The 23,208-nt window shown below is 64.9% G+C and carries 21 protein-coding genes; 16 read left to right on the top strand and 5 right to left on the bottom strand.

The window, feature by feature from the left end:
• Window positions 1–20: 20 nt before the first annotated feature.
• Entirely contained in the window at window positions 21–458 is a 438-nt protein-coding gene (locus tag B2246_RS05835) for a MarR family winged helix-turn-helix transcriptional regulator (protein ID WP_008649643.1), read from the bottom strand.
• Window positions 459–863: 405 nt separating this feature from the next.
• Here B2246_RS05835 and B2246_RS05830 point away from each other — a divergent pair, with 405 nt between their 5' ends.
• A complete protein-coding gene (locus B2246_RS05830; protein ID WP_008649640.1) occupies window positions 864–2,120 on the top strand; it encodes a BamA/TamA family outer membrane protein in 1,257 nt (418 codons plus the stop codon).
• A gap of 54 nt (window positions 2,121–2,174) precedes the next feature.
• Here the strand turns inward: B2246_RS05830 and B2246_RS05825 are convergent, their stop codons facing one another.
• Window positions 2,175–2,714: a carboxymuconolactone decarboxylase family protein gene (locus B2246_RS05825; protein WP_286880761.1), complete on the bottom strand. Its 540-nt coding sequence runs from the start codon at window positions 2,712–2,714 to the stop codon at window positions 2,175–2,177.
• A 152-nt stretch (window positions 2,715–2,866) separates the two neighbouring features.
• On the opposite strand from B2246_RS05825, the gene B2246_RS05820 reads away from it, so the two are divergent.
• Together B2246_RS05820 and B2246_RS05815 are read left to right on the top strand one after the other, a co-directional pair.
• The gene (locus tag B2246_RS05820) at window positions 2,867–3,880 is read left to right on the top strand and encodes a cupin domain-containing protein (protein WP_008649638.1); all 1,014 of its coding nucleotides are present in this window, start codon (window positions 2,867–2,869) and stop codon (window positions 3,878–3,880) included.
• The gene (locus B2246_RS05815) at window positions 3,855–4,772 is read left to right on the top strand and encodes a LysR family transcriptional regulator (RefSeq protein WP_008649637.1); all 918 of its coding nucleotides are present in this window, start codon (window positions 3,855–3,857) and stop codon (window positions 4,770–4,772) included. The genes B2246_RS05820 and B2246_RS05815 overlap by 26 nt, the downstream gene beginning before the upstream one ends.
• 4 nt (window positions 4,773–4,776) lie before the next feature.
• Here B2246_RS05815 and B2246_RS05810 read toward each other — a convergent pair whose 3' ends face one another.
• Window positions 4,777–4,962: a hypothetical protein gene (locus tag B2246_RS05810; protein WP_286880760.1), complete on the bottom strand. Its 186-nt coding sequence runs from the start codon at window positions 4,960–4,962 to the stop codon at window positions 4,777–4,779.
• Here B2246_RS05810 and B2246_RS05805 point away from each other — a divergent pair.
• The gene (locus B2246_RS05805; RefSeq protein ID WP_008649634.1) at window positions 4,961–5,371 is read left to right on the top strand and encodes a CidA/LrgA family protein; all 411 of its coding nucleotides are present in this window, start codon (window positions 4,961–4,963) and stop codon (window positions 5,369–5,371) included. The two genes, B2246_RS05810 and B2246_RS05805, sit on opposite strands and share 2 nt — an antisense overlap.
• 1 nt (window position 5,372) lies before the next feature.
• The gene (locus B2246_RS05800) at window positions 5,373–6,098 is read left to right on the top strand and encodes an LrgB family protein (RefSeq protein ID WP_051705339.1); all 726 of its coding nucleotides are present in this window, start codon (window positions 5,373–5,375) and stop codon (window positions 6,096–6,098) included.
• Between the two features lie 47 nt (window positions 6,099–6,145).
• On the opposite strand, the gene B2246_RS05795 is transcribed toward B2246_RS05800, so the two are convergent.
• The gene (locus tag B2246_RS05795; RefSeq protein ID WP_286880759.1) at window positions 6,146–7,552 is read right to left on the bottom strand and encodes an FAD-binding oxidoreductase; all 1,407 of its coding nucleotides are present in this window, start codon (window positions 7,550–7,552) and stop codon (window positions 6,146–6,148) included.
• Between the two features lie 111 nt (window positions 7,553–7,663).
• Window positions 7,664–9,259, bottom strand: coding sequence for a PLP-dependent aminotransferase family protein (locus B2246_RS05790; protein ID WP_008649629.1), 1,596 nt, complete (start codon window positions 9,257–9,259; stop codon window positions 7,664–7,666).
• Between the two features lie 112 nt (window positions 9,260–9,371).
• On the opposite strand from B2246_RS05790, the gene B2246_RS05785 reads away from it, so the two are divergent.
• The 11 genes from B2246_RS05785 (at window position 9,372) to B2246_RS05735 (ending at window position 23,199) form a co-directional block, all read left to right on the top strand.
• Window positions 9,372–10,715 (top strand): ArgE/DapE family deacylase, encoded by a 1,344-nt coding sequence (locus B2246_RS05785; protein WP_286880758.1) that lies wholly within the window; start codon window positions 9,372–9,374, stop codon window positions 10,713–10,715.
• A 102-nt stretch (window positions 10,716–10,817) separates the two neighbouring features.
• On the top strand, window positions 10,818–12,422 hold the full coding sequence (locus tag B2246_RS05780; RefSeq protein WP_286880757.1) for an ABC transporter substrate-binding protein: 1,605 nt from the start codon (window positions 10,818–10,820) through the stop codon (window positions 12,420–12,422).
• Window positions 12,423–12,489: 67 nt separating this feature from the next.
• A complete protein-coding gene (locus tag B2246_RS05775) occupies window positions 12,490–13,494 on the top strand; it encodes an ABC transporter permease (RefSeq protein ID WP_286880756.1) in 1,005 nt (334 codons plus the stop codon).
• Complete coding sequence (locus B2246_RS05770; protein ID WP_008649614.1) at window positions 13,491–14,330, top strand: ABC transporter permease; 840 nt, start codon at window positions 13,491–13,493, stop codon at window positions 14,328–14,330. Before B2246_RS05775 ends, B2246_RS05770 begins: the two co-directional genes overlap by 4 nt.
• Window positions 14,331–14,341: 11 nt before the next feature.
• Entirely contained in the window at window positions 14,342–15,985 is a 1,644-nt protein-coding gene (locus tag B2246_RS05765; RefSeq protein ID WP_008649612.1) for an ABC transporter ATP-binding protein, read from the top strand.
• A 42-nt stretch (window positions 15,986–16,027) separates the two neighbouring features.
• Window positions 16,028–17,290, top strand: a complete 1,263-nt coding sequence (gene gabT, locus B2246_RS05760) for a 4-aminobutyrate--2-oxoglutarate transaminase (RefSeq protein ID WP_017513026.1) — start codon at window positions 16,028–16,030, stop codon at window positions 17,288–17,290.
• Window positions 17,291–17,312: 22 nt separating this feature from the next.
• Window positions 17,313–17,612 carry a cupin domain-containing protein gene (locus B2246_RS05755; RefSeq protein WP_008649608.1) on the top strand — a complete coding sequence of 100 codons (300 nt, stop codon included), beginning with the start codon at window positions 17,313–17,315 and terminating at the stop codon, window positions 17,610–17,612.
• Window positions 17,609–19,312: a thiamine pyrophosphate-binding protein gene (locus B2246_RS05750; protein WP_008649607.1), complete on the top strand. Its 1,704-nt coding sequence runs from the start codon at window positions 17,609–17,611 to the stop codon at window positions 19,310–19,312. The genes B2246_RS05755 and B2246_RS05750 overlap by 4 nt, the downstream gene beginning before the upstream one ends.
• Before the next feature lie 47 nt (window positions 19,313–19,359).
• The gene (locus B2246_RS05745) at window positions 19,360–20,433 is read left to right on the top strand and encodes a histone deacetylase family protein (RefSeq protein ID WP_035882111.1); all 1,074 of its coding nucleotides are present in this window, start codon (window positions 19,360–19,362) and stop codon (window positions 20,431–20,433) included.
• 13 nt (window positions 20,434–20,446) lie between these two features.
• The gene (locus tag B2246_RS05740) at window positions 20,447–21,703 is read left to right on the top strand and encodes a Zn-dependent hydrolase (protein WP_286880755.1); all 1,257 of its coding nucleotides are present in this window, start codon (window positions 20,447–20,449) and stop codon (window positions 21,701–21,703) included.
• Complete coding sequence (locus B2246_RS05735) at window positions 21,700–23,199, top strand: aldehyde dehydrogenase (RefSeq protein ID WP_286880754.1); 1,500 nt, start codon at window positions 21,700–21,702, stop codon at window positions 23,197–23,199. Before B2246_RS05740 ends, B2246_RS05735 begins: the two co-directional genes overlap by 4 nt.
• Window positions 23,200–23,208 lie beyond the last annotated feature (9 nt).

Here is a 23,208-nt window from a genome sequence, read left to right as displayed (position 1 = left end):
GCTCAACTCGCCAGATGTGGTCAACCCATAACAAACTTTTGCAGCAGGCGCCGGAATTCGTCGAACTCTTCGGGCGTGAATGCCTTCAGTCGCTCATTCAGCACTTCCGGTGCGATCGACGGGATCTCTGCCGAAACAAGTCTGCCCTTGGAGGTCAGGGTCAGATTCACCACGCGACGGTCGTCGATGCTGCGACTGCGCTCCAGCAGGCCTTTTTCCTCGAGCCGGTCGAGCATGCGCGTCATCAGGCCGCTGTCGATGCCGAGCAGCTTGCTGATCTCAAACGGCGTACCCGCCATGCCGCGGGTCAGCGCCAGCAGGATGCCCATCTGTTGCCCATTGATGTCCAGGGGACGTAATGCGGAATCCATTTCCAGAAGCAGGCTGTTGCGCGCCTTGTTCAGGTGGAAACCAATGCTCTGGGTGAGATGGAAGTTCTCGGGTGTGTAGTGTTTCACTATCGTGTCCTTTTTCGATGATCGAGAGACTTGTGATGCAGACACTTGCCGAAAAGAAGTCTGGCGAATTCGCGACAGAATGGGAATTTAGTTTTGTTGTGAGTCGATGTAGAAGAAATGAAATTGAGTGCGATTTCCCAAAACCGCCGTCTGGCGCGGATGTCCGGTCATTGGAAATGCCCCAATTGGGGTATTCGAAAAGGTGCGCGGGGAAAAAAATCTAAATTCTGCGGACGAGAAAGTTCATCACGCATAGCGCCGCGTCGCGGGTGTTGCTCCGGTACAGTCGCGGATAAATCAGAAAAAGGGATCGAAGTGTCACTCTATTCGACCCCGGCAAACTGAGTAAGGGGGCGGTGTCCCGCAGAGGACCGTCGTTGCCGGTTTCAATATGACATCTGGAAAATGACGCGCGCGATTCTGATATCTGCATTGGCGCTGCTGGCTGCTGCCGCCGGATCGCCGGTTTATGGACAGGCTCAGCCCGAAGATCAGGGCCAATCTCAGTCTCAGACGCAAACGCAATCACAACCGCAGGCGGAATCCACAAAACCGTCCGAATCCGCCAAGCCGGCGGACCAGATGCAGCCTCCGGCAAAGAAGAAACTGACGTTCTTCGATCCGGAGGATGGCAAGCTCGATATGAGCGACTTCCTGCTCAATCACAAGGGCGCGCTGCCGGTGCCGACGATCATCACCGAACCGGCGGTGGGTTACGGCTTCGGGCTCGGACTGCTGTTCTTCTCCGAATCCATGGCGGATGCGGCCGCCGAGGCCCGGGCCAGTGGCAAGGGGCCGGCGCCGCCGAATATCACGGTGCTGGGCGGTGCCTATACCGATAACGGCACGTGGGCGGCCGGCTTCGGGCATTTCCACACCTGGGATGGTGATCGCATCCGTTATCTGGGCGGTATCGGCAAGGTGGACGCCAATCTCGAGTACTTCGGTGTCTCGAACCAGCCGCGATCCTATGAGCTGAGCGGCTTCGCGCTGGTGCAGCAGGTGCTGATCCGGGTGGGCGACACGCACTGGTTTATCGGTCCGCGCTACGTATTTGCCGATACGTCCGCGACCTTCAAGTTCGGCAACTCTGCGCAGGAACTGGGCAGCTTCGAGCGCGACCAGCGTATCGGCAAGGGCGGTATCGTCATCGACTACGACTCGCGCGACAACATTTTCTATCCGAACAAGGGCACCTACGCCGAGCTGGAAGCGCAGTTCGCGCGAGCCGGCTTCGGCAGCACACAGACGTTCGACATGTACAACGCGCGTGGCTTCACGTGGATTCCGGTGGCTCGCACGCTGATCCTCGGCCTGCGCGGCGATACGCGTTTCTCCACAGGTGATGTGCCGTTCTACGCGCAGCCCTATGTGGACCTGCGCGGTGTGCAGAAGGGGCGCTATCAGGACCGCAACGCCGTAATGACCGAAGTCGAACTGCGCTGGGACGTCACGCCGCGCTGGTCGCTGCTGGCGTTCTCGGGCGCGGGCAAGGCGTACGGGCGGTGGAACGATTTCTCCGATGCGTCTACCGTGGTCAGCGTCGGTGGCGGTTTCCGCTACATGATCGCCCGCAAGCTGGGCCTGTCGATGGGTATCGACGTGGCGCACAGCCGCGACCAGAATGCGTTCTATATCCAGGTGGGCAGCGCGTGGCACTAGCCGGGCAAGCGTGACGCCACCGATGCTGAAACGGGCCCATACGGGCCCGTTTCCTTATGCTACGGCCGGGAAGTCCAGGGTCGTGTCGTTGACGCGATTGATCATATTGGTGAACAGGATCGCGCTGATGGCCTGAATGGCCTCGACGATCTGCCCATCGCTGTAGCCGGCGGCGCGTATCGCGTCCAGGCTTGCAGCCGGTACCGTGCCGCGCGTGCTCACCAGTTCCACCGCGAAGCGGGTTAGCGCGTCAATTTTTGCGTCCTCTGGGTAGCTGCCCCGACGAAGCTGGCGCATTTGATCGCCGGTATAACCGGCCATCTTGCCCGTCAGCGTATGTGCGGCCAGGCAGTAGTCACAACCGCTGTGCTCGCTCACGGAGAGGTTGATGGCTTCCAGTTCACGCGCCGACAGGTTGCCCTTCTTGAGCGCCGCATTCGTCTGCAGCGCCTGCGCGAGCACAGCCGGCGCGTTGCTGCCGATCGTTGCGTAGGCGTTCGGCACCTTGCCGATCCCCCCGCGGAGCGCGCCAAAAAGTTCGGCGGTCTGGCCGGTGGCGTCCTGGACGGCGATGGTATGCAGGCGGGTGGTCATGATCTTTCTCCTTCGTGTCACGGGTATCGGGGTTCGGAGGCGCCGGTATGTGGCAACGCTTCCATGGACTCCATGGTAGGTGCGAGTGCGATTCGCATGGATTAGAATCGGCTCATCTTTTTGCTCGATCGTCTCACATCGGGGCGTGCTCCATGGACAGCCTTAGCGAACTCGTGCGCCTGCTGGCACCAGCCGGCACGGTGGACCTTCATTGCCGCGTGGCGGGTGCGTGGTCGGCCCACAATGAACAGGCGCCACCCGGTCACGTGCCATACCACGTGATCCTGGATGGACAGGCCAGCGTGCAGGTGGGCAAGGAGACGCTGCAGGTTGGCATGGGCGATGTGCTGCTGTTTCCGCATGGCGCCGCCCATACGTTGCATGGCATGCAGGGCGGCCGGCGCAGGGCGGCGGAGTCGCGGCAGTTCAACGGGGTGGTGACGGAAGTGTCGGTACCGGGCGCGGCGGCGCCGCTCGACATCCTGTGCGGCACGTTCGTGCTTGGCAGCGCGTCCAAGGTTCTGCTGAGCGCGTTGCCGGAGATGCTGTGCGTCGGCACAAGAGGCAACGGCGATGGTGAAGGCGAGGGCGGCGCGGACGATCTGGCCTGGCTGCGCGGCCTGATCGGCATGATGCATGTGGAAGCGGAGCGCCCCGGCCCGGGTAGCGCTGCGATCATCGCCGACCTCTCGACCGCGCTGTTTACCGTGCTGCTGCGCACGCTGATCGCCCAAGGGGGTGTTTCGCAGGGCGTCATTGCCTTGATGGCTGACCCTCGGATGGCACGCGCCGTCGACGCCGTGGTCCGGGCGCCCGAGCAGCCGTGGACTCTCGATAGTCTCGCTCAGGTTTGCAACGTGTCGCGCGCCACGCTGGCCCGTCGCTTCTCGCAACTGGGCATGACGCCGCTGGAATTGGTGACGACGCTGCGCATGGAACGCGCCGCGCGGCTGCTGCGCCAGGATGATCTGTCGGCGGCGGCCGTGGCCGAGCAGTGCGGATATGCGTCGCAGGCGGCGTTCGGCCGCGTTTTCACGCAGCAGTTTGGCATCGGGCCGGGCGCATACCGGCGGCAGCATCGCGCGCTGCGCCATGGCGCCCGAGACCCCATTACTGATTTGACTCCAACTGGATTGACGAATGCCATCCGCGACCAGACCCAATGACAACTGGGATGACTACCGGTACTTCCTGGCCGTTGCCCGGTCGGGCACGCTCTCCGCGGCTGCCGAGCAACTCGGAACAGAGCACACGACGGTGGCACGCCATATCCACGCACTTGAGCGGACGCTCAATACGCGCCTGTTTCACAAGAGCCATACGGGCTATGCGCTGACCGATGCGGGCGAGCGGCTACTGGCCACCGCCGAGACGATCGAAGGCGCGCTACTTGCCTCGAAGGCCGCGGCGGCTGGCGAGCAGGAGATCGCCGGCATCGTGCGGATCGGCGCGCCCGACGGCTTCGGCAGCATGTTCCTGGCGCCGCGTATCCATGCGCTGACCGAACGGCACCCCAGGCTCGAGGTGGAAATTTTCGCCGCGGCCCGGATTTTCAGCCTGACCCGCCGCGAAGCCGATATCGCCATTGGCCTGTCGGGTGCGGAGCATCTGCGTGTGGCGTCGCGACGACTGACCGACTACCGCATGTTCGTCTACGGGACGAAGTCGTACCTGAAGCGCGCTGCGCAGATTCGTACCAAGGCAGACCTCGCGCAGCATCCCTTCGTCGGCTACGTGGAGGAATTGCTGTTCTCGCCCGAACTGAGCTTTTCCGGCGCGGTCGGCGTCGAGCTTCCGGCGCGTGTGCGCTGCACGAACCTGCTGACCCAGGTTCACGCCACGCTCTCCGGACATTGCCTCTGCATCATCCCGGCTTACGTGGCGGCGGATTTCCCCGCGCTGGTGCCGGTGCTGCCCGATGCCGTGGCCGTGACGCGCACCTTCCACATGCACGTTCACGAAGACCACTGGAAATCGGCGCATGTGCGTGCCGTGGCCAACTTTATCGCCGAGGAAGTCGAGGCGAATACCGGGCTGTTCCTCGACGGTACGGGCTGATCGGTCACTGTAGTGAAAGGGCGAGGGCGAGGGTGAGGTTGTGCATCTTTGCACAACCGATGCGGATTTGCGGCCTGTCGTTGTGCACGATCTCGACGAATAATTGGCGCATGTCAGGTTTGCTGCCCACCGCCATGTCCGCCCCCGCCTCCACGTCCGCGTCTTCTGCCAGTTCCGCCAGTACCGCCATGTCCGCCATACCTGCCGGCTCGCGCCACCTGCGCACGCTCACGCAGGTTGGCGGGCTCCTCGCCGTCTGGTTTGCCGCCGATTCGCTCACCCGGGCGTTCGGGTGGTCGATGTCGCCAGGTGTGCTGGGGCTGCTGGCCGTGCTGGTCCTGTTGCTGTCCGGCCGCCTTCAGGTCGGCTGGGTCAAGGATGGGGCCAACTGGATGCTTGGCGAGCTGGTGCTGTTTTTCATCCCGTGCGTGGTGGCCGTGATCAACTATATGCCGCTGTTCCGGCGCGAGGGCGTCCAGCTGGTCATCGCCGTGACGGCAGGCACGGTGCTCGTTATGGCCGCCACGGCGCTGGCGGTCCATGCCGGCTGCCGGCTGGAGGCGCGGCTGGTGCGGGCGCGCTCGAACGGAGAACAGTGAGATGCCTGCGCTCTCCGGCTTGCATCTGGCCCCGCCCGTGGCGTCGTTTCTCTGCCTGGCATGGACCGTCGCGCTGTACTTCGCTGTCAAGCCGTTGTACCAGCGCCTGCCACGGATCTGGCTGTCGCCGGCAATCGTCGTGCCGGCGCTGACCATTGCGCTGCTGCTGATCACCGGCATTCCCTACGCCGAGTACGTTGCCGATACCCGGTGGATGGTCTGGCTGCTCGGACCGGCCACGATCGCGTTCGCCGTGCCGATCTATGAGCACCGCGAGATCGTGCGCCGTCACTGGATCGCGCTGGCGCTTGGCGTGATCGCCGGGATGCTGGTGGCGATACTCAGCGCGCGGCTGCTGGCCGATGCATTTCATTTCAGCAGCGAGGTGTCGAGCAGCCTGATGGCGCGCTCCGTATCCACGCCATTCGCTGTGGCCGTCGTCGCCCATACGGGCGGGTCCGCCGAACTGGTGTCGCTATTCACCGTAATGACCGGGCTCGCCGGCATGATCGTCGGGGACACGGTGCTTGGCCTGCTGCGCCTGCGCTCGCCCGTGGCGCAGGGTGCATCGCTTGGCACGGCCGCGCATGGTTTCGGCACCGCGCGCGCCCGGCAGCGTCACGCCGAAGAGGGTGTGGTCGCCAGCCTGACGATGGTGCTGGCCGGGGTGCTAATGGTCATCGCCGGCCCAACCTTGACGGGCTGGGTCACGGCGTTGGTGGGCTGAGGCTCCCTGGTTTCAGGTTGACGGCGACAGTCGACCCGTAGTCCATCTCAGGCCGGATCGAATACCCGCCCGGGGTTCAGGGTGCCCTTCGGGTCGAGAGCTGCCTTGATCGTGCGCATCAGCGCGAGCTCCTCAGGTGTGCGCGAGTTGCCGAGGTAGGGCTTCTTGTGGATGCCGATGCCGTGCTCCGCCGACACGCTCCCGGCGAACTCGCGAACGATGGCATAGGCTACCGCGTCGATCTCGGTTTCCGGGAACGCCGCCGCGTCGACCCCAGGCAGGTGCACGCTGAAGTGCAGATTGCTGTCGCCGACGTGTCCGAAGTTCACCAGTTCGGCGGTCGGCCATCGTTCCAGGATGGCGCTACGCAGTGCGTCGGCGAACCGCCCGATGCTGCCAATCGGCAGGCTGACGTCGAAGGCCGCGTTGGGTGCCCACATTTGTGGAAACTCGGCCACCGCATCGCGCAACTTCCAAAAACTCTCTGCTTCCTTACCACTCGCGGCCACCGCAGCATCGACAATCAGGCCGTCTTCCATCGCACCTTCCAGCATCCGTTCGAACGCGGCGGCATCGGCATCGGCGTCGCTGCCTTGCAGGTCGAGCAGCACATAGAACGGATGCCCTGCCGCAAGCGGTGCGCGTACGCCCGGAACGCGCGTGGTGACTAGCGTGTAGTAGTCGGCCCACATCGCTTCGAAGGCGGAGACACGGCCGGAAAGCGCGCGCTGCGCATGGCGCAGCAGACGCACCACATCGTCGAAACTGTTCAGCGCGCAGAGCGCCGTTTGCGTGGCTGACGGCAGCGGTGCGAGCCGCAGGACCGCGCGCGTGATCACGCCGAGCGTGCCTTCGCTGCCCACGAAAACCTGGCGCAGGTCGTAGCCAGCGTTGTTCTTGAGCATCTTGTTCAGTGATGTCAGCACGGTGCCATCGGCCAGCACGACTTCAAGCCCGAGTACCTGGTCGCGCATCATGCCGTAGCGGATCACGCGATTGCCGCCCGCATTGGTGGCGATATTGCCGCCGATCTGGCAGCTGCCGCGTGCGCCGAGATCCACCGCCAGCAACCATCCGGCCGCGCGAGCGGCTTCCTGTGCTGCCTGCAGCGTGGTGCCCGCCCAGACCGTCATCGTGCCAGCCTGCTCGTCGATCTCTTCGACGCCACGAATCCGTTCGAGGGATAGCACGATCTCGCCTTGCCCGGGCGTCGCGGCAGACGCCAGGCCAGTCAGGCCTCCCTGGGGAACGACTGGCTGGCCATGCCTGTGGCATGCGGCAAGGATGGCCGCGACGTCCGCCGTCGTACGCGGCCGCACGACGGCCAGAGGCGGGTTACCCAGCGGCGCGTACCAGTCCTTGCGGAAGCGTGTGTCGATGGCGTCGCCGGTTTGCAGGCCGGCAGGGTCGAGGATCGCGGCGAGTTCGGAGAGGAGGGCGGGTGTATTGGACATCGAGTAGCAGAATGGAAAGGGTCAGCGTATGCCGCGCGACAAAACCTGATCGTAGGAATCCATCACGTCAACGTAAAGTGCCATTCGTCGCCGTCGTGATGGCACCAGAAATCAAGCGCCGCTCCACGCCTCTGCGTTGATCCTTGCGGCAATCGGCTTTGGCGGCTCCTGGGTGCGCGCCAGATGCTCCAGGGCGGGCTCGATGACTTCGGCCAGTTTGCGAAAGGCAGGACCGATCTCGGCTTCGGGCACGCACGCGTAGCCGAGCAGCAGCCCCTGTTGCGTCGCCGCCCCCTCGCTGTAGTAGCGCGATAGCGGCCGGGCCGACAGCCCCTGCGTGCGCGCGGCCATGCTGATGCCGAGATCATCGGCGCCACGCGGCAGATGCATCACCATGTGCAGGCCGGCCTCATGCGTGGATGTGGGCCAGTCGGCGCCGAAGCGGTCGGCGATGGCTTCGCGTAACAGCGCCTGCCGCTGCGCGTACCGCTGACGCATCCGGCGGATATGCGTGGCGTAGTGGCCTTCCTCGATGAAGTCCGCCAGCACCGCCTGCTGCACGAGCTGGCCTTCGCGATAGAGCTCGGAAAGCCCAGTGGCGAAGTGGGGCGCCAGCGGCTTGGGCAACACCATGAAGCCCATGCGTATGCCCGGGAAGAGCGTCTTCGAGAACGTGCCCATGTAGATCACGCGATCGTTGTCGTCGAGCCCCTGCAACGACGCCACCGGCCTGCCTTCGAAGCGGAACTCGCTGTCGTAGTCGTCCTCGATGATCCACGCACCGCGCTGCCGCGCGTATTCGAGCAACATGCGTCGGCGCGAGAGGCTCATCATCATGCCAAGCGGATACTGGTGCGAAGGCGTGACGAAGATGAAGCGTGGCGGATTCTGTAGCGTCGCGGGGCTTGGCGCGATCCCTTCGTCGTCGACCGGTACCGGGATTGGCTCCACGCCCGCGCTTGCCAGCAGGCTGCGTGTGCCCCAGTAGCCGGGATCCTCCATCCATGCCTTGTCGCCGGGGTCGGCCAGCAGCCGGGTGGTCAGGTCCACGGCCTGGTGAATGCCGGTGGTCAGGATGATCTGGTCTGGCTCGCAGCGCACGGAACGCACTAGACGCAGGTGTTCGGCCAGCAGCTTCTTCAGCGGCAGGTAGCCGCCGTGATGCGCGTACGTCAGCAACTGCGGGCTTGGATTGCGCCAGTGCTTGTTCAGCAGGCGCGCCCAGACCGCGTGCGGAAACAGCGAGACATCAGGCACGCCCGCGACGAACGCGCCCCATTGGCGATCCGACGCGCTGGCGTGGGACACCAGATGCTGCCCCCGTCGCGACAGCGCGAATCGGTTTGGGTGTTGCTGCACTGCGGGCACAGTGATGGTGCCATTCGTCGCACTCCCGTTGTGCAATGCACGATGGTCGGGAACCGTATGCGACACGAAGGTGCCACTTCCGGTGGATGCGGTTACATAGCCTTCGGCCAATAACTGCTCGTACGCATACAGGACGGTGTTGCGCGAGACGCCGATTTCCTTGGCCAGCAGGCGCGACGCCGGCAGCTTGCTGCCCGCTGGCACAGCACCTGCAAGGATCTCCTGACGGATGATGGCGTAGAGCTGTCGGTTCATATGCTCGCCCGATTTGCCGGTGACTGCACCAGCGGGGCGCTCAAGTCGCTGAAGCAGCAGGTCGGAAAGAATGGTCTCTTTCAAAGTGGCTCCGGGCAAAAAACAGGATATGGACCTACCGATGGTACCAACCATCGGATAATTTTCCATCCGTGCTGATGCTGTTTTTTTTCGATGTCCCCATCGCGGAGCCCCCATGCCGAATGCAGCCACCGTTGCGTCTCCTGAATCGACAACGCTCACCACGCAGGCGATTGCCGATGCCGTGCGCGCACTCACGCCGTACATGGTGAAAACCCTGAGTGACTTCGTGGCGGCTGAGAGCCCGTCGGGTGCGGAGCAGCCCGCGGTGGACTTCATGGACGGTGCGCTGCGCGAGCTTGGACTGGAGTCGGAACGCATCGTCCTGAACACGGCGCAGCTGAAGGACATGCCGTTGTTCTCCACGCCGTGCTGTCCCGATGGTGGACGCTACAACCTGCTGGCCACCCATCGTCCGCGCGAACGCGGTGGCCGCTCGGTACTGTTCAATGGTCACCTCGACGTGGTGCCAACCGGCCCCGATTCGATGTGGCGCGAGTCACCGTTCAAGTCGTATGTCGAGGATGGCTGGCTCTATGGCCGCGGCGCAGGTGACATGAAGGCGGGCATCGTCTGCGCGCTGGCCGCGTTCAAGGCACTGAAGGAACTGGGTGTGCAGCCTGCCGGCAACGTCGGATTCAACGGCGTGCTGGAAGAAGAGAGCACCGGCAACGGCGCGCTGGCCACAGTGGCTTCGCTGCGTAGCGCGGTGGGCGCTGGCAAGCTCGCTTCGTTCGACACCGTGTTGATCCCCGAGCCGCTGGGCGAAGCCCTGATGAGCGCGCAGATGGGTGTGTTCTGGATGTATGTGGAATTGACGGGCCGCCCCGCCCACGCCGCGTACATGACCACCGGCATCAATCCCGTGGAGGCTGGCATCGCGGTGATGGAGGACCTGCGTTGTCTCGAAACCGAATGGAACCTGCCGGAGAACCGGCCCGCCGCCTATCGCGACCACGCGCATCCGATCAACTTCAACCTGGGCCAGATCCACGGTGGCGAATGGAACTCATCCGTGCCGTGTACCTGCACGCTTGGTATCCGCATCGGCTTCTATCCGCAGATGGATGTCAACGATGCCAAGGCCATCGTTGCCCAGCGCGTTCGTGATTCGCTGGCGCGTCTGGGTAGCACGCTTGACCTGAATATCCGCTACGAAGGCTTTCACGCGCCGGGCTGCGAGTTCGATCTCGATAACGCGCCGATGCTGGCGCTGGCCGAGGCGCACCGCAAGGCCCACGGCAATGTGCTGAAGCGTCAGGCCACCACGGCTACCACCGACGCCCGTCACTTCCGCATCACGCTCGATACACCCGTCACCTGCTACGGCCCCGAAGCTCGCAACATCCACGGCATCGACGAATCGGTGTCGATCGAAAGCATGGTGCGCGTGGCGACCACGTTCGCACAGTTCATGCACGACTGGTGCGGTGTAGAGCCAGCCGCCGACCAGACCTAGAAACCGGTTTTCCCTCGTTGCTGTACCGCCTGGGCAAATGCGCCACCACGTGGTGGGGCGTTGCCCGTTGCCCTCGCTTGTCCCAAGAAAAGGAAACGACCGATGAAACGCATCACTGCCAGCGTCCAGTCGCGCATCAGGGGGAGCCTGATGTCGATGGCCTTTGTTGCCGCCGCCAGCCTCATGGCTGGCACCGCGCTTGCCCAGACCACGGGCGGCACGCTGTCCGGCATCGTGCAACCCGAGCCGCCGATCCTGGTCAGCGCGCTGAACTCGCAGGCACCCACGCAGTACATCGCCGGCAAGATCTATCAAGGTCTGCTGACCTATGGTCCCGACCTGAAACCGCGCCCCGAACTGGCGAAGTCGTGGCAGATCTCGCCTGATGGCCTGACCTACACGTTTGAACTCCAGCAGGGCGTGAAGTGGCACGACGGCAAACCTTTCACCTCTGCCGACGTGGTGTTCTCGATCGACAAGATGCTGCGCGAGGTACACGTGCGCACACGCGCCGTGATCAACAAGTACATGGCGTCGATCCGCGCGGTCAACGACAGTACCGTCGAGATCAAGCTCAAGCTCAAGGAGCCGTTCCCGCCGTTTATCTCGATGTTCGAAACCGGCACCATGCCGATGATGCCGAAGCACATCTACGACGGCACCGACTACCGCAACAACCCGGCCAACCAGAAGCCGGTGGGCACCGGCCCGTTCATGCTCAAGGAGTGGAAGAAGGGCGCCTATATCAAGCTGGCCAAGAACCCGAACTACTGGAAGAAGGGCAAGCCGTACCTGGACGAGCTGGTGTTCTACGTGATCCCGGACTCGGCGTCGCGCGCGGTGGCGTTCGAGAAGGGTGACGTGCAAGTGCTGCGCGGTGGCGACGTTGACAACGTCGACGTCAAGCGCCTGCGCGCGCTGCCCAACGTCGAGTACACGACCAAGGGCTGGGAAATGTTCGCGCCGATGACGAGCCTGCTGCTCAACGAGCGCAAGCCGCCGTTCAACAATGTGAACGTGCGCCGCGCCGTGATGCACGCGCTGAACCGCAAGCTGATTGTCGACAACATTTTCTTCGGCATGGGCAAGCCGGCCGTGAGCCCGTTCTCGTCGAGCACGCTGTTCTTCGACAAGAACATGCCCACCTTCGACTTCAGCATCAAGAAGGCGCGCGAGGAACTCAAGGCATCTGGCGTGGACGTCAGCAAGTATCCGGTGAAGATCCTCTCCACGTCCTACGGCGCCAACTGGGACCGTCTGGACGAGTACATCAAGCAGATGCTGGAGCAGATCGGCTTCAAGGTCAGCATCGAGTCTGCCGACGCCGGTACGTGGTCGTCGCGGGTCAGCAACTGGGACTACGACATGACGGTGACCTACACGTACCAGTACGGGGATCCGGCACTGGGCGTGGAACGTCTGTACGTGACGCGCAACATGGTCAAGGGCACGCCGTTCGCGAACGTTCAGGGCTACAGCAACCCGAAGGCGGACGATCTGTGGGCCAAGGGCGGCAACACCATGGACCCGGTGGAACGCCAGAAGCTCTACAGCGAGCTGCAGCAGATCCTTGTGAGCGAGGTGGCCAATGCCAACCTGTTCGAGATCGAGTTCCCGACGTTGTATCGCAAGAACATCAAGAACCTCGTGACCACGGCCATTGGCCTGAACGAGTCGTTCGACAACGTCTCGATCGAGAAGAACTGATCGCGCCGCCAGGCTCCCCGGTGACAAGTCGCCGGGGAGCGGCGGGGATGTGCACGCGGAGGTTATCGTGAATTTTCTGTCTTTCTTTCTATCCCGGCTGATCAAGGCACTGGTGGTGGTGATCGGCGTGGTCGTCATCAACTTCTTCCTGATCCGCATGGCGCCCGGCGATCCGGCCACGGTGATGGCTGGCGAAGCTGGCGCTGGCGATGCCACCTATGTGACGCAGTTGCGCGAGCAGTTCGGGCTGGACCAGCCTGTGCTGACGCAACTGGGCATTTATCTCAAGGGGGTGGCGAAGCTCGACCTTGGCTACTCGTATCGCAACCACCTGCCGGTGCTGGACCTGATCCTCGATCGTCTGCCAGCCACCTTCTTGCTGATGAGCGGGGCATTCCTGTTCTCGATTGTGGTGGGGGTGCTGCTGGGCGTGATTGCGGCGCGGACGCGCTACGAAAACCGCCGGCGCTGGATCGACAGCGCAGTGATGTCCGGCGCGTTGCTGCTGTACGCCACGCCGCTGTTCTGGCTCTCGCTGATGGCCATCATCCTGTTCTCCGTAGTGCTCGGCTGGTTGCCTGCTTTCGGCATGGAGAGCGTCGGGGCCGGATACACGGGACTGGCCCGCGTGCAGGATATCGCGCTCCATCTGGTGCTGCCGACGATTTCGCTGGGCTGCTTCTTCATGGCTGTCTATGTGCGACTGACGCGGGCTTCGATGCTCGAGGTCATGGGCATGGACTTCGTCAAGACGGCGCGCGCCAAGGGTGTGCCGGCCCGCCGTGTGATCCGCGTGCATGTGCTGCGTAACGCGCTGCTGCCCGTGATCACGTTCGCTGGCATCCAACTCGGTCAGATGGCCGGTGGCGCGGTGCTGACCGAAACCGTGTTCTCGTGGCCTGGTATTGGCCGGCTGATGTTCGATGCGCTGCTGCAACGCGACTACCAGTTGCTGCTCGGCATCTTCTTCGTGACCTCGGCGCTGGTGGTGTTCTTCAACCTGGTGACCGATGTGATCTACCGCTTCATCGACCCCCGCATCGCCATCGGCGGCAAGGAGGCCACGGCATGAAATCGTTCTTCAAGCGCTATTGCCGCAACTACGGCGCCATGATCGGCCTGATCGTGCTGCTGGCGGTGGTTGTGGTGTCCTTCGTCGCGCCGATGCTTTACGAAGAGTCGCCCTGGATGATGGTGGCGGAACCGCTGATGAAGCCGTTCGCGGACATGGCCTATCCATTCGGCACGGATATGCTGGGCCGGGACATCACCGCTGGGCTGCTGTACGGCGCGCGCGTATCGCTGCTGGTCGGCGTGATCTCCACGGCGGTGGCGCTGGTCGTCGGCGTGCTCGTGGGGTCCGTCGCGGGGTACTGCGGCGGCCGGATCGACGACGCGTTGATGCGGGTGACCGAGTTCTTCCAGACCATTCCTCAGTTGGCCATGGCAGTGGTGATCGTGGCCATCTTCAATCCGTCGATCTATTCGATCGTCGGCGCGATCTCGGTCGTATCGTGGCCGCCAGTGGCACGCCTGGTGCGCGGCGAATTCCTGTCGCTGAAGCAGCGCGAGTTCGTGCAGGCCGCAATCGTGATCGGCCAGCGTCCACTGCGCATCATCCTGACGCAGATCCTGCCCAATGCGATGTCGCCGATCATCGTTTCGGCGTCGTTCATGGTGGCCACCGCCATCCTGACCGAGTCGGCGCTGTCGTTCCTGGGGCTTGGTGACCGCAACATGATGAGCTGGGGCTTCATGATCGGCGCCGCGCGCACCATGATCCGCGAAGCCTGGTGGATGAGCGTCTGGCCCGGCGTGGCAATCCTGCTGACGGTGCTGGCGATCAACCTGATCGGGGAGGGGCTCAACGATGCCCTGAACCCGCAACTGCGCCGCCGCGGCGAGTAAGGAGCGCTACGATGACGCAGACCAATTCCTCCCGACAACCGTTGTTGTCGATCCGCGATCTTTCCATCGCGCTACCGGCGGGTGGCGACCGGGCGCACGCGGTCAAGGACATCTCGTATGACCTGCACGCGGGCGAAATCCTCTGCATCGTAGGGGAGTCCGGCTCGGGAAAATCGATGAGCGCCAACGCGATCATGGGCCTGCTGCCGAGCTACCTGAAGCCTGAACGTGGCGAGATCCTGTTCCAGGGGCGCGATCTGCTGAAGCTGGACGAAACCACGCTGCTCGGCATGCGTGGCAAGGACATGGCAATGGTGTTCCAGGAGCCGTTGTCCGCGCTGAATCCCGTGATGACCGTTGGTGACCAGATCGCCGAAGTCATGCGCGTGCACCGCGCTTATCCGGGCGAAGCCTGCCAGCGGCGCGTGATGGAACTGCTCGAGTTCGTCGGGTTGCCCGATCCGGCCACGCTGGTGCATAGCTATCCGTTCCGGCTGTCCGGCGGGCAGCGTCAGCGGGTGGTGATCGCGATGGCGCTGGCACTGGAGCCGACGTTGCTGATCGCGGACGAGCCCACCACGGCGCTGGACGTGACCACGCAGGCGCAGATTCTGGCCCTGATCCGGCGCATCCAGGCAGAGAAAGGCATGGGCGTGATGTTCGTTACCCACGACTTCGGGGTCGTGGCCGAGATCGCCGACCGCGTGGCTGTGATGGAGAAGGGCGTGCTGGTCGAGATCGGCACGGCGCAGCAGGTGCTCAATCACCCGCAGCATCCCTATACCCGGCGGCTGATCAGCGCCGTGCCACATGGCCGCGCGCGCGATGGCGGCCATGCGGACGACCGCACCGTGCTCGACGTGCGAAACCTGCGCAAGACCTACGTTTCCGGTGGCGGGCTGTTCTCGAAGAAGCGCGTGACGCACGCCGTGGATGACGTGTCGTTCAGCGTCAAGCGCGGCGAGACGCTCGGTATCGTGGGCGAGTCGGGCTCGGGCAAGTCGACCATCGGCAAGTGCCTGCTGCGCCTGACCGGCGTCGACGGTGGCCAGATGCTGTTCGACGGCCAGGACATTGCGCGCCTCTCCGAGCGCCAGTTCCGTCCGATGCGGCGCGACGTGCAGATGATCTTTCAGGACCCGTTTGCGTCGCTCAATCCGCGCCATACGGTTGGCCGCATCATCACCGATGGCCCTGTCGCCACAGGCGTGCCACTGGCCGATGCCCAGGCGCGGGCGCGCGAACTGCTGCAACTGGTTGGACTGGAAGCCTCCGCGTTCGACCGCTATCCGAACCAGTTTTCGGGCGGCCAGCGTCAGCGCATCGGTATCGCCCGGGCCCTGGCGCTGGAGCCGAAGCTGCTGGTAGCCGACGAATCGGTTTCGGCGCTCGATGTCTCCGTGCAGGCGCAGGTGCTGCAACTGCTGGCAGACCTGCAGAAGCGGCTCGATATCGCGCTGATCTTCATCACGCACGACCTGCGCGTGGCTGCGCAGATCTGCCATCAGGTCATCGTTATGCACCGGGGCCGGGTCGTCGAAGCAGGCCCGCCCTCGCAGATTTTTGATGATCCGCAGCATGACTACACCCGTCGCCTGATCGACGCCATTCCGGGCAAGACCTGGGACCCGACGCTGATTCGCGTCGCGGCCTGAGGTCTGCCGCACACAGCACCACGAATTCACTGGAGCCAATCAATGAAGAACGCCGAACTGGTCCGTCGCAAGGATGCCGCTACCCCGCGTGGGGTAGGTGTGATGTGCAATTTCTACGCCGACCGCGCCGAGAACAGCGAAATCTGGGATGTCGAGGGCAAGCGCTATATCGACTTCGCTGCCGGCATCGCCGTGCTCAATACGGGCCATCGCCACCCGCGGCTGGTGGCCGCGCTGCAGGCGCAACTGAATCGCTTCACCCATACGGCGTACCAGATCGTGCCGTACGCCAGCTATGTGGAGCTGGCCGAGAAGATCAACCAGCGCGCGCCGGGGCGCTCGGCTCGCAAGACCGCCTTCTTCACGACCGGCGCGGAAGCCGTAGAGAACGCCGTCAAGATCGCGCGCGCCGCCACCGGCCGGCCCGGTGTTATCGCGTTCTCTGGTGGGTTCCATGGCCGCACGATGATGGGCATGGCGCTGACTGGCAAGGTGGCCCCGTACAAGACCGGCTTCGGGCCGTTCCCCGGCGAGGTCTTCCACGCGCCTTACCCGTCTGCGTTGCATGGCGTGACGGTGGAGGATTCGCGCCGCGCGCTCGAACACCTGTTCAAGGCCGATATCGACCCGCGCCGCGTGGCAGCCATCATCTTCGAACCGGTGCAGGGCGAGGGCGGTTTCAACGTGGCGCCGCCGGAGTTCGTGCGGATGCTGCGCGCCGTGTGCGACGAACACGGCATCCTGTTGGTGGCCGATGAGGTTCAGACCGGTTTCGGCCGCACGGGCAAGCTGTTCGCGATGGAGCACTACGACGTCGCGCCGGACCTGACCACGATGGCCAAGAGCCTGGCCGGCGGGATGCCGCTTTCCGCCGTGTGTGGCCGTGCCGAGATCATGGATGCGCCCGCGCCGGGCGGCCTCGGCGGGACCTACGCCGGCAATCCGTTGGCCGTGGCGTCCGCGCTGGCCGTGCTCGACGTGCTCGAGTCCGAGAACCTGATCGCGCGAGGCGCGGCGCTTGGCGAACGACTGACGGCCCGCCTGAACAGCCTCAAGCCGCGCGTGCCGCAAATCGCCGAAGTCCGTGGCATCGGCGCAATGGTGGCCGTGGAGTTCCGTCGCGCCGATGGCAGCCCGGATGCGGAGTTCACCCGCGAAGTGCAGAACCGCGCGCTGGAGAAGGGCCTGTTGCTGCTGTCGTGCGGCGTGTACGGCAACGTGATTCGCTTCCTGTTCCCGCTGACCATCCAGGACGCCGTGATGAACGAGGGCCTCGACATCCTGGCAGACGTACTGACCCGCTGACCCGCCGAACGGAGCCACTGACATGACCCGACCCCAGGCAGTACCGACCGTCCAGGTCGACAACGAACGTGTGGCCGTGACCGAATGGCGCTTCGCCAAGGGCGCCGAAACCGGGCATCACCGCCATGGCTATGACTATGTGGTGGTGCCGATGACCACCGGGCCGCTGCTGCTGCAGACGCCGGAGGGCGAGGTCACGAGCCAGCTCGTGGCCGGGCGCGCCTATTACCGGGCAGCCGGCGTCGAGCACAACGTGATCAACGCCCATGACGGTGAATGCGTGTTCGTCGAAATCGAAATCAAGCGTGGAGACCAGGCATGAGTGCGCCACGCGAACGGAATGGCGGCCAGATTCTGGTCGAACAACTGCGCATCCAGGGCACGAAGCGCGTGTTCCTGGTGCCGGGCGAGAGCTATCTGCCGTGCATCGACGCGCTCTACGACCATCAGGACGCAATCACACCGATCGTCTGCCGGCAGGAAAGCGGCGCCGGATACATGGCGGAGGCCTACGGCAAGCTGACCGGCGAGCCCGGCGTTTGCTTTGTCACGCGCGGCCCGGGCGCGACCAATGCGAGCATCGCGGTGCATACGGCGTTTCAGGACTCCACACCGATGATCCTGTTCGTCGGTCAGGTTGGTAATGACTTCTACGAGCGCGAGGCATTCCAGGAGATCGACTACCGCCGCATGTTCGGCCAGATGGCCAAGTGGGTGGCCCAGATCGACCGCACCGACCGGATCCCCGAGTTCGTGGCGCGAGCCTACGCGGTGGCCACCAGCGGGCGTCCCGGTCCGGTGGTGCTGGCGCTGCCCGAGGACACGCTCTGGGGCCGCGCCACGGTCGCCGACATGCCACGTTATGAGCGCGTCCACGGCGCCCCGACGCCGGCGGCGCTCGACAAGCTTTCCACCTTGCTGGCGGGCGCGAAGCGGCCGTTCCTGCTGGTCGGGGGCTCGGGCTGGACGCCCACGGCCATGCGGCAGATCGAAGGCTTCGCCGAACGCTTCGGCCTGCCCGTGGGCGTGGCATGGCGGCGTCTGGAATGCTTCGACAACGGACATCCGAACTTCGCCGGCCACGTTGGCTGGGGGATGGGCGATGCGCTGCGCCAGCGGATTCACGAAGCGGATCTGGTGATCGCCGTGGGCACGCGCATGGGCGAGGCCACCACGGAAGGCTACACGCTGGTGGAAAGCCCGCAGCCACGGCAGAAGCTGGTGCACGTGTATCCCGATCCGGACGAACTCGGCCGGGTATTCCGCCCGACGTTGCCGATTGCCGCCGATGTGGTGTCGTTCGCGGCGGCCGTGGCGCAGCTATCTCCGGCGCAGACGGTGTCCCGAGAGGCGATGACGGCGGTGACGGCGGCCAATGCCAACTTCCTTGCGGAGCAGGCGCCCAAGGACGCGCCCGGCACGTTGAACCTGAACCGGGTGGCCTGCCATGTGCGTGACCACGTGCCGGACGATGCCTGCATCACTGTCGGCGCGGGCAACTATGCGTTGTTCGCGCACGCCTATCACCGCTTCCATGGCGTGGGCACGAGCCTGGCGCCGACGGTAGGGTCGATGGGTTACGGCTTGCCGGCCGCAATCTCGGCCAAGCTCGAGGATCCGTCGCGTACCGTGGTCTGCTACGCGGGCGATGGCTGCTTCCAGATGAACCTGCAGGAACTCGGCGTGGCCATGCAGTATCGGCTGGGCATCGTGATCCTGGTTTTCAACAACGGCATGTGGGGCACCATCCGCGCGCATCAGGAACGCGAGTTCCCGGGCCGGACGATTGCGCTCGGCTTCGACAATCCCGAGTTCAGCCAGTTGGTCAGGGCGTATCACGGCCACGGCGAAGTGGTGGATCGTGATGAGGACTTCGCGCCCGCTTTTGCCCGGGCGCTGGAGTTCGCCAATCGCGAGCAACTCCCCGCGCTGATCGAGCTGCGCTACGAACCCGATGGCATCGCGCCCGGCGTCACGCTCTCCGGCATTCGTGCCGCAGCGCTGGCGCGGCAATCCGCCTGAGCGACGCAACACCACGACAACCGACGGAACCACCCGTAATTCCCACCATGCGCGCCTTTTTTTCGGATGACCAGTTGCTGCACCAGCCTCGGCAGTTCATGCGCGCAGGCCGGCTGTGCGAGCCGACCGACGTACCGGCCCGCGCCGCCGTGCTCCAGCGGGCGCTCGACGCCCGTGGCATCGAACTCGTCGCGCCGCCTGACTACGGCCGCGCGCCGCTGGAAACGGTGCATAGCCCGGCTTACCTCGATTTCCTCGCCAGCGCGTTCGAGCGCTGGATGGCGCTGGCAACGCCAACGCTCGAACCGGGCATCGAGGTGCTGCCGAACCTTTCGCCGTATCACAGCGGCAAGATCGACAAGACGCGGCGTGGCCCGTGCCCATCGGGCAGTGTGATTGCCGAAGCGGGCTACTACCTCGGCGACCTGAGCTGTCCGCTCGGGCCCCATAGCTGGCAGTCGATCCTGCGCTCCGCGCATAGTGCGGTGGCGGCGGCGCGGCATGTGTGCGCGCCGCACGACGGCAATGGCATGGCCTATGCGCTGTGCCGGCCGTCCGGCCACCACGCCCACGCCGACCGCGCAGGCGGGTTCTGCTACGTCAACAACTCGGCGATCGCCGCGCAGACACTGCTGGAGCGCTTCGACAAGGTCGCCGTGCTCGACGTGGACGCCCATCATGGCGACGGCACGCAGCAGATCTTCTACCAGCGTTCCGACGTGATGACGATTTCGCTGCACGCGGACCCCGGCAGCTACTACCCGTTCTACACGGGCTACGCCACCGAACGCGGTCATGGCGCGGGCTACGGCTACAACCTCAATTTCCCGCTGCCACACGGCACCGGCGATGCTGGATTCCTGTCGGCGCTGGACAGCGCGCTCGATGCGCTGCGCGACTACCGTCCGCAGGCGCTGGTGCTGGCGCTCGGCTTCGACACGTACAAGCACGACCCGATCAGCGTGCTGCAGGTGGGACTGGAAGCCTATCGGGGCGTGGGCGAGCGTATCCACGCGCTGGGCGTGCCGACGGTGGTGGTGCAGGAGGGCGGTTACGAAGTGGATGCGATCGGCATCGCGCTGGAAGCATTTCTCGCGGGCTTCGTGCCTGCGATGGCATGAATCAGGAGTACACATGACGACTTTGAACATCGACGGCAAGCGGCTCTGGCAGTCACTGATGGATCTGGCCGCCATCGGGGCGACGCCAAAGGGTGGCAACGCGCGGCTGGCACTGACCGCGCTGGACGGACAGGGGCGCGATCTCGTGACAGGCTGGATGCGCGATGCCGGCCTGACGGTGACCGTGGACCAGGTGGGCAACATCTTTGGCCGTCGCGCGGGCCGCAACAATGACCTGCCGCCTGTCATGACCGGTAGCCACATCGACACGCAGCCCACCGGCGGCAAGTTCGACGGGTGCTTTGGCGTGCTGGCGGGCCTGGAGGTGATGCGCACGCTCAACGACCACGGCGTGCAGACGGAGGCGCCGCTGGAGCTTGCCATCTGGACCAACGAGGAAGGCACGCGTTTCGTGCCCGTGATGATGGGCTCGGGCGTGTTCGCTGGCGTGTTCCCGCTGGAAGTGGCCCTGAACGCCACGGATACGGCGGGCAAGCGCGTGGCGGACGAACTGGAGTCGATCGGCTATGCCGGCAAGCTGCCGGTTGGCGGGCGTCCCGTGGGCGCGTACTTCGAGGCCCACATCGAGCAGGGTCCGATCCTGGAGGCTGCCGACAACGTGATCGGCGTGGTCACAGGCTCGCTGGGGCTGCGCTGGTATGACGTGACCGTGACCGGCATGGAGGCTCACGCAGGCCCCACGCCGATGCCGCTGCGGCGCGACGCGCTGTACGGCGCCACGCACGTGATGCAGGAGGTGATCCGCATTGCCAACGATTTCGCGCCGCATGGGCGCGGCACGGTGGGCGTGGTCAACGTTCATCCCGCCTCGCGCAACGTGATTCCCGGTGCGGTGACGTTCACGGTGGACCTGCGTCACCAGGACGCGGAGCAACTCAAGGTGATGGATGCGCGTTTCCGCGCGGCCTGTGCGGCGCTGGCCGAAGGCAAGACCACGGGCACGGCGCTCGATGTGAAGATCGAGGACGTGCAGTACTTCGCGCCAACGCCGTTCGCGCCGGAGCTGGTTGGCCACGTCCGGGCAGAGGCGCAGGCACGCGGTTTCAGCTATCAGGACATCGTGACGGGCGCGGGTCACGACGCGGTGTATATCGCCGGCGTGGCGCCGACCGCGATGATCTTCGTGCCGTGCAAGGACGGCATCAGCCACAACGAGGTGGAAGACGCCAGGCCCGAGCATCTGGAGGCTGGCGCAAACGTACTGCTTGGCGCCATGGTGGCGCAGGCGGGCAAGGGGCGTGACCAATGAGCGAACTCAAGGATCTCGAATACTGGCGGAGCCGGGCGCGGGCATTGTTGATTCCGGCGAACGCCTACATCGACGGCCAGTGGACCGGCGCGGCCGATGGTGCGACGCTCGACTGCATCAACCCGGCCACCGGCGAACAACTGGCGCGTGTGGCGGCCTGCGGCGCAGCGGACGTCGACCGTGCCGTGGCTGCGGCCCGGCGCGCGTTCGAGGCCGGGGTCTGGTCGGCGATGCCCCGGCGCGAGCGCAAGGCCGTGCTATTGCGTCTGGCGGCCCTGATCGAGATGCACCGGGAAGAGCTGGCGCTGCTGGAGACGCTGGACATGGGCAAGCCGATCGGCGACACCATGCTCTATGACATCCCCGAAGCGGCACGCACCTATGCGTGGTATGCCGAGGCGATCGACAAGGTCTATGACGAGATCGCGCCGACCGATGCGGGTGTGCTGGCCACGATCACGCGCGAGCCGCTTGGCGTGGTGGCGGCCGTGGTGCCGTGGAACTATCCGCTGCTGATGGCGAGCTGGAAGGTGGCGCCAGCGCTGGCCGCGGGCAACAGCGTGGTGCTGAAGCCGGCCGAGCAATCGCCGCTGACCGCGATCCGCCTGGCCGCGCTGGCGGAAGAGGCTGGCGTGCCGCCCGGGGTCTTCAACGTGGTGCCCGGGTTGGGCGCTGAGGCAGGGCAGGCGTTGGGCCGCCATCCCGATGTCGACTGCCTGGCTTTCACGGGCTCCACGGCTACCGGCAAGCGGTTCATGGAATATAGCGGCCAGTCGAATCTCAAGCGCGTCTGGCTCGAATGCGGTGGCAAGTCACCGCATATCGTGTTCGACGACTGCCCGGACCTCGACCGCGCCGCGCTGGCCGCCGCCATCGGTATCTTCAACAACCAGGGGGAGATTTGCATCGCGGGCTCGCGGCTCTACGTGCAGCGCGGCATCTACGAGACGTTCATGGCGAAGCTGGAGGCGCATGCGGCGGCCATGCAGCCGGGGGATCCGCTCGACCCGCGCTCCGCAATGGGCGCGATCGTCGACGGGCGGCAGTTCGACCGCGTGATGTCGTATGTGGAAGCCGGCCAGAGGGAGGGCGCAAGGCTGCGTGCGGGCGGTCAGGCCGCGCGCGCCGAATCCGGGGGCTGGTTCGTCCAGCCGACGATCTTCGAGTGCCCGACGCAGTCGCTGTCGATCGTCAAGGAGGAGATCTTCGGCCCGGTGCTGGCCGTGACCGTGTTCGACACCGAGGTCGAAGCCGTGGCGATGGCCAACGACTCGGCGTACGGGCTAGGCGCGGGGCTGTGGACGTCGGACCTGTCGCGCGCGCATCGTGTCTCGCGCCGGCTGCGTAGCGGGCTGGTCTGGGTCAACTGCTACATGGACGGCGATATCACGGTGCCGTTCGGCGGCGTCAAGCAGTCGGGGTTCGGCCGCGACAAGTCGTTGCACGCGCTGGAGAAGTACCAGGACCTGAAGACGACCTGGATCCGGCTCGAGTAGTTGCTGCGG

Origin of the sequence: Cupriavidus sp. UBA2010, assembly GCF_002335265.1 — a bacterium.
Classification (GTDB): domain Bacteria; phylum Pseudomonadota; class Gammaproteobacteria; order Burkholderiales; family Burkholderiaceae; genus Cupriavidus; species Cupriavidus metallidurans.
This window is presented reverse-complemented; position numbering and strand designations above follow the sequence as displayed.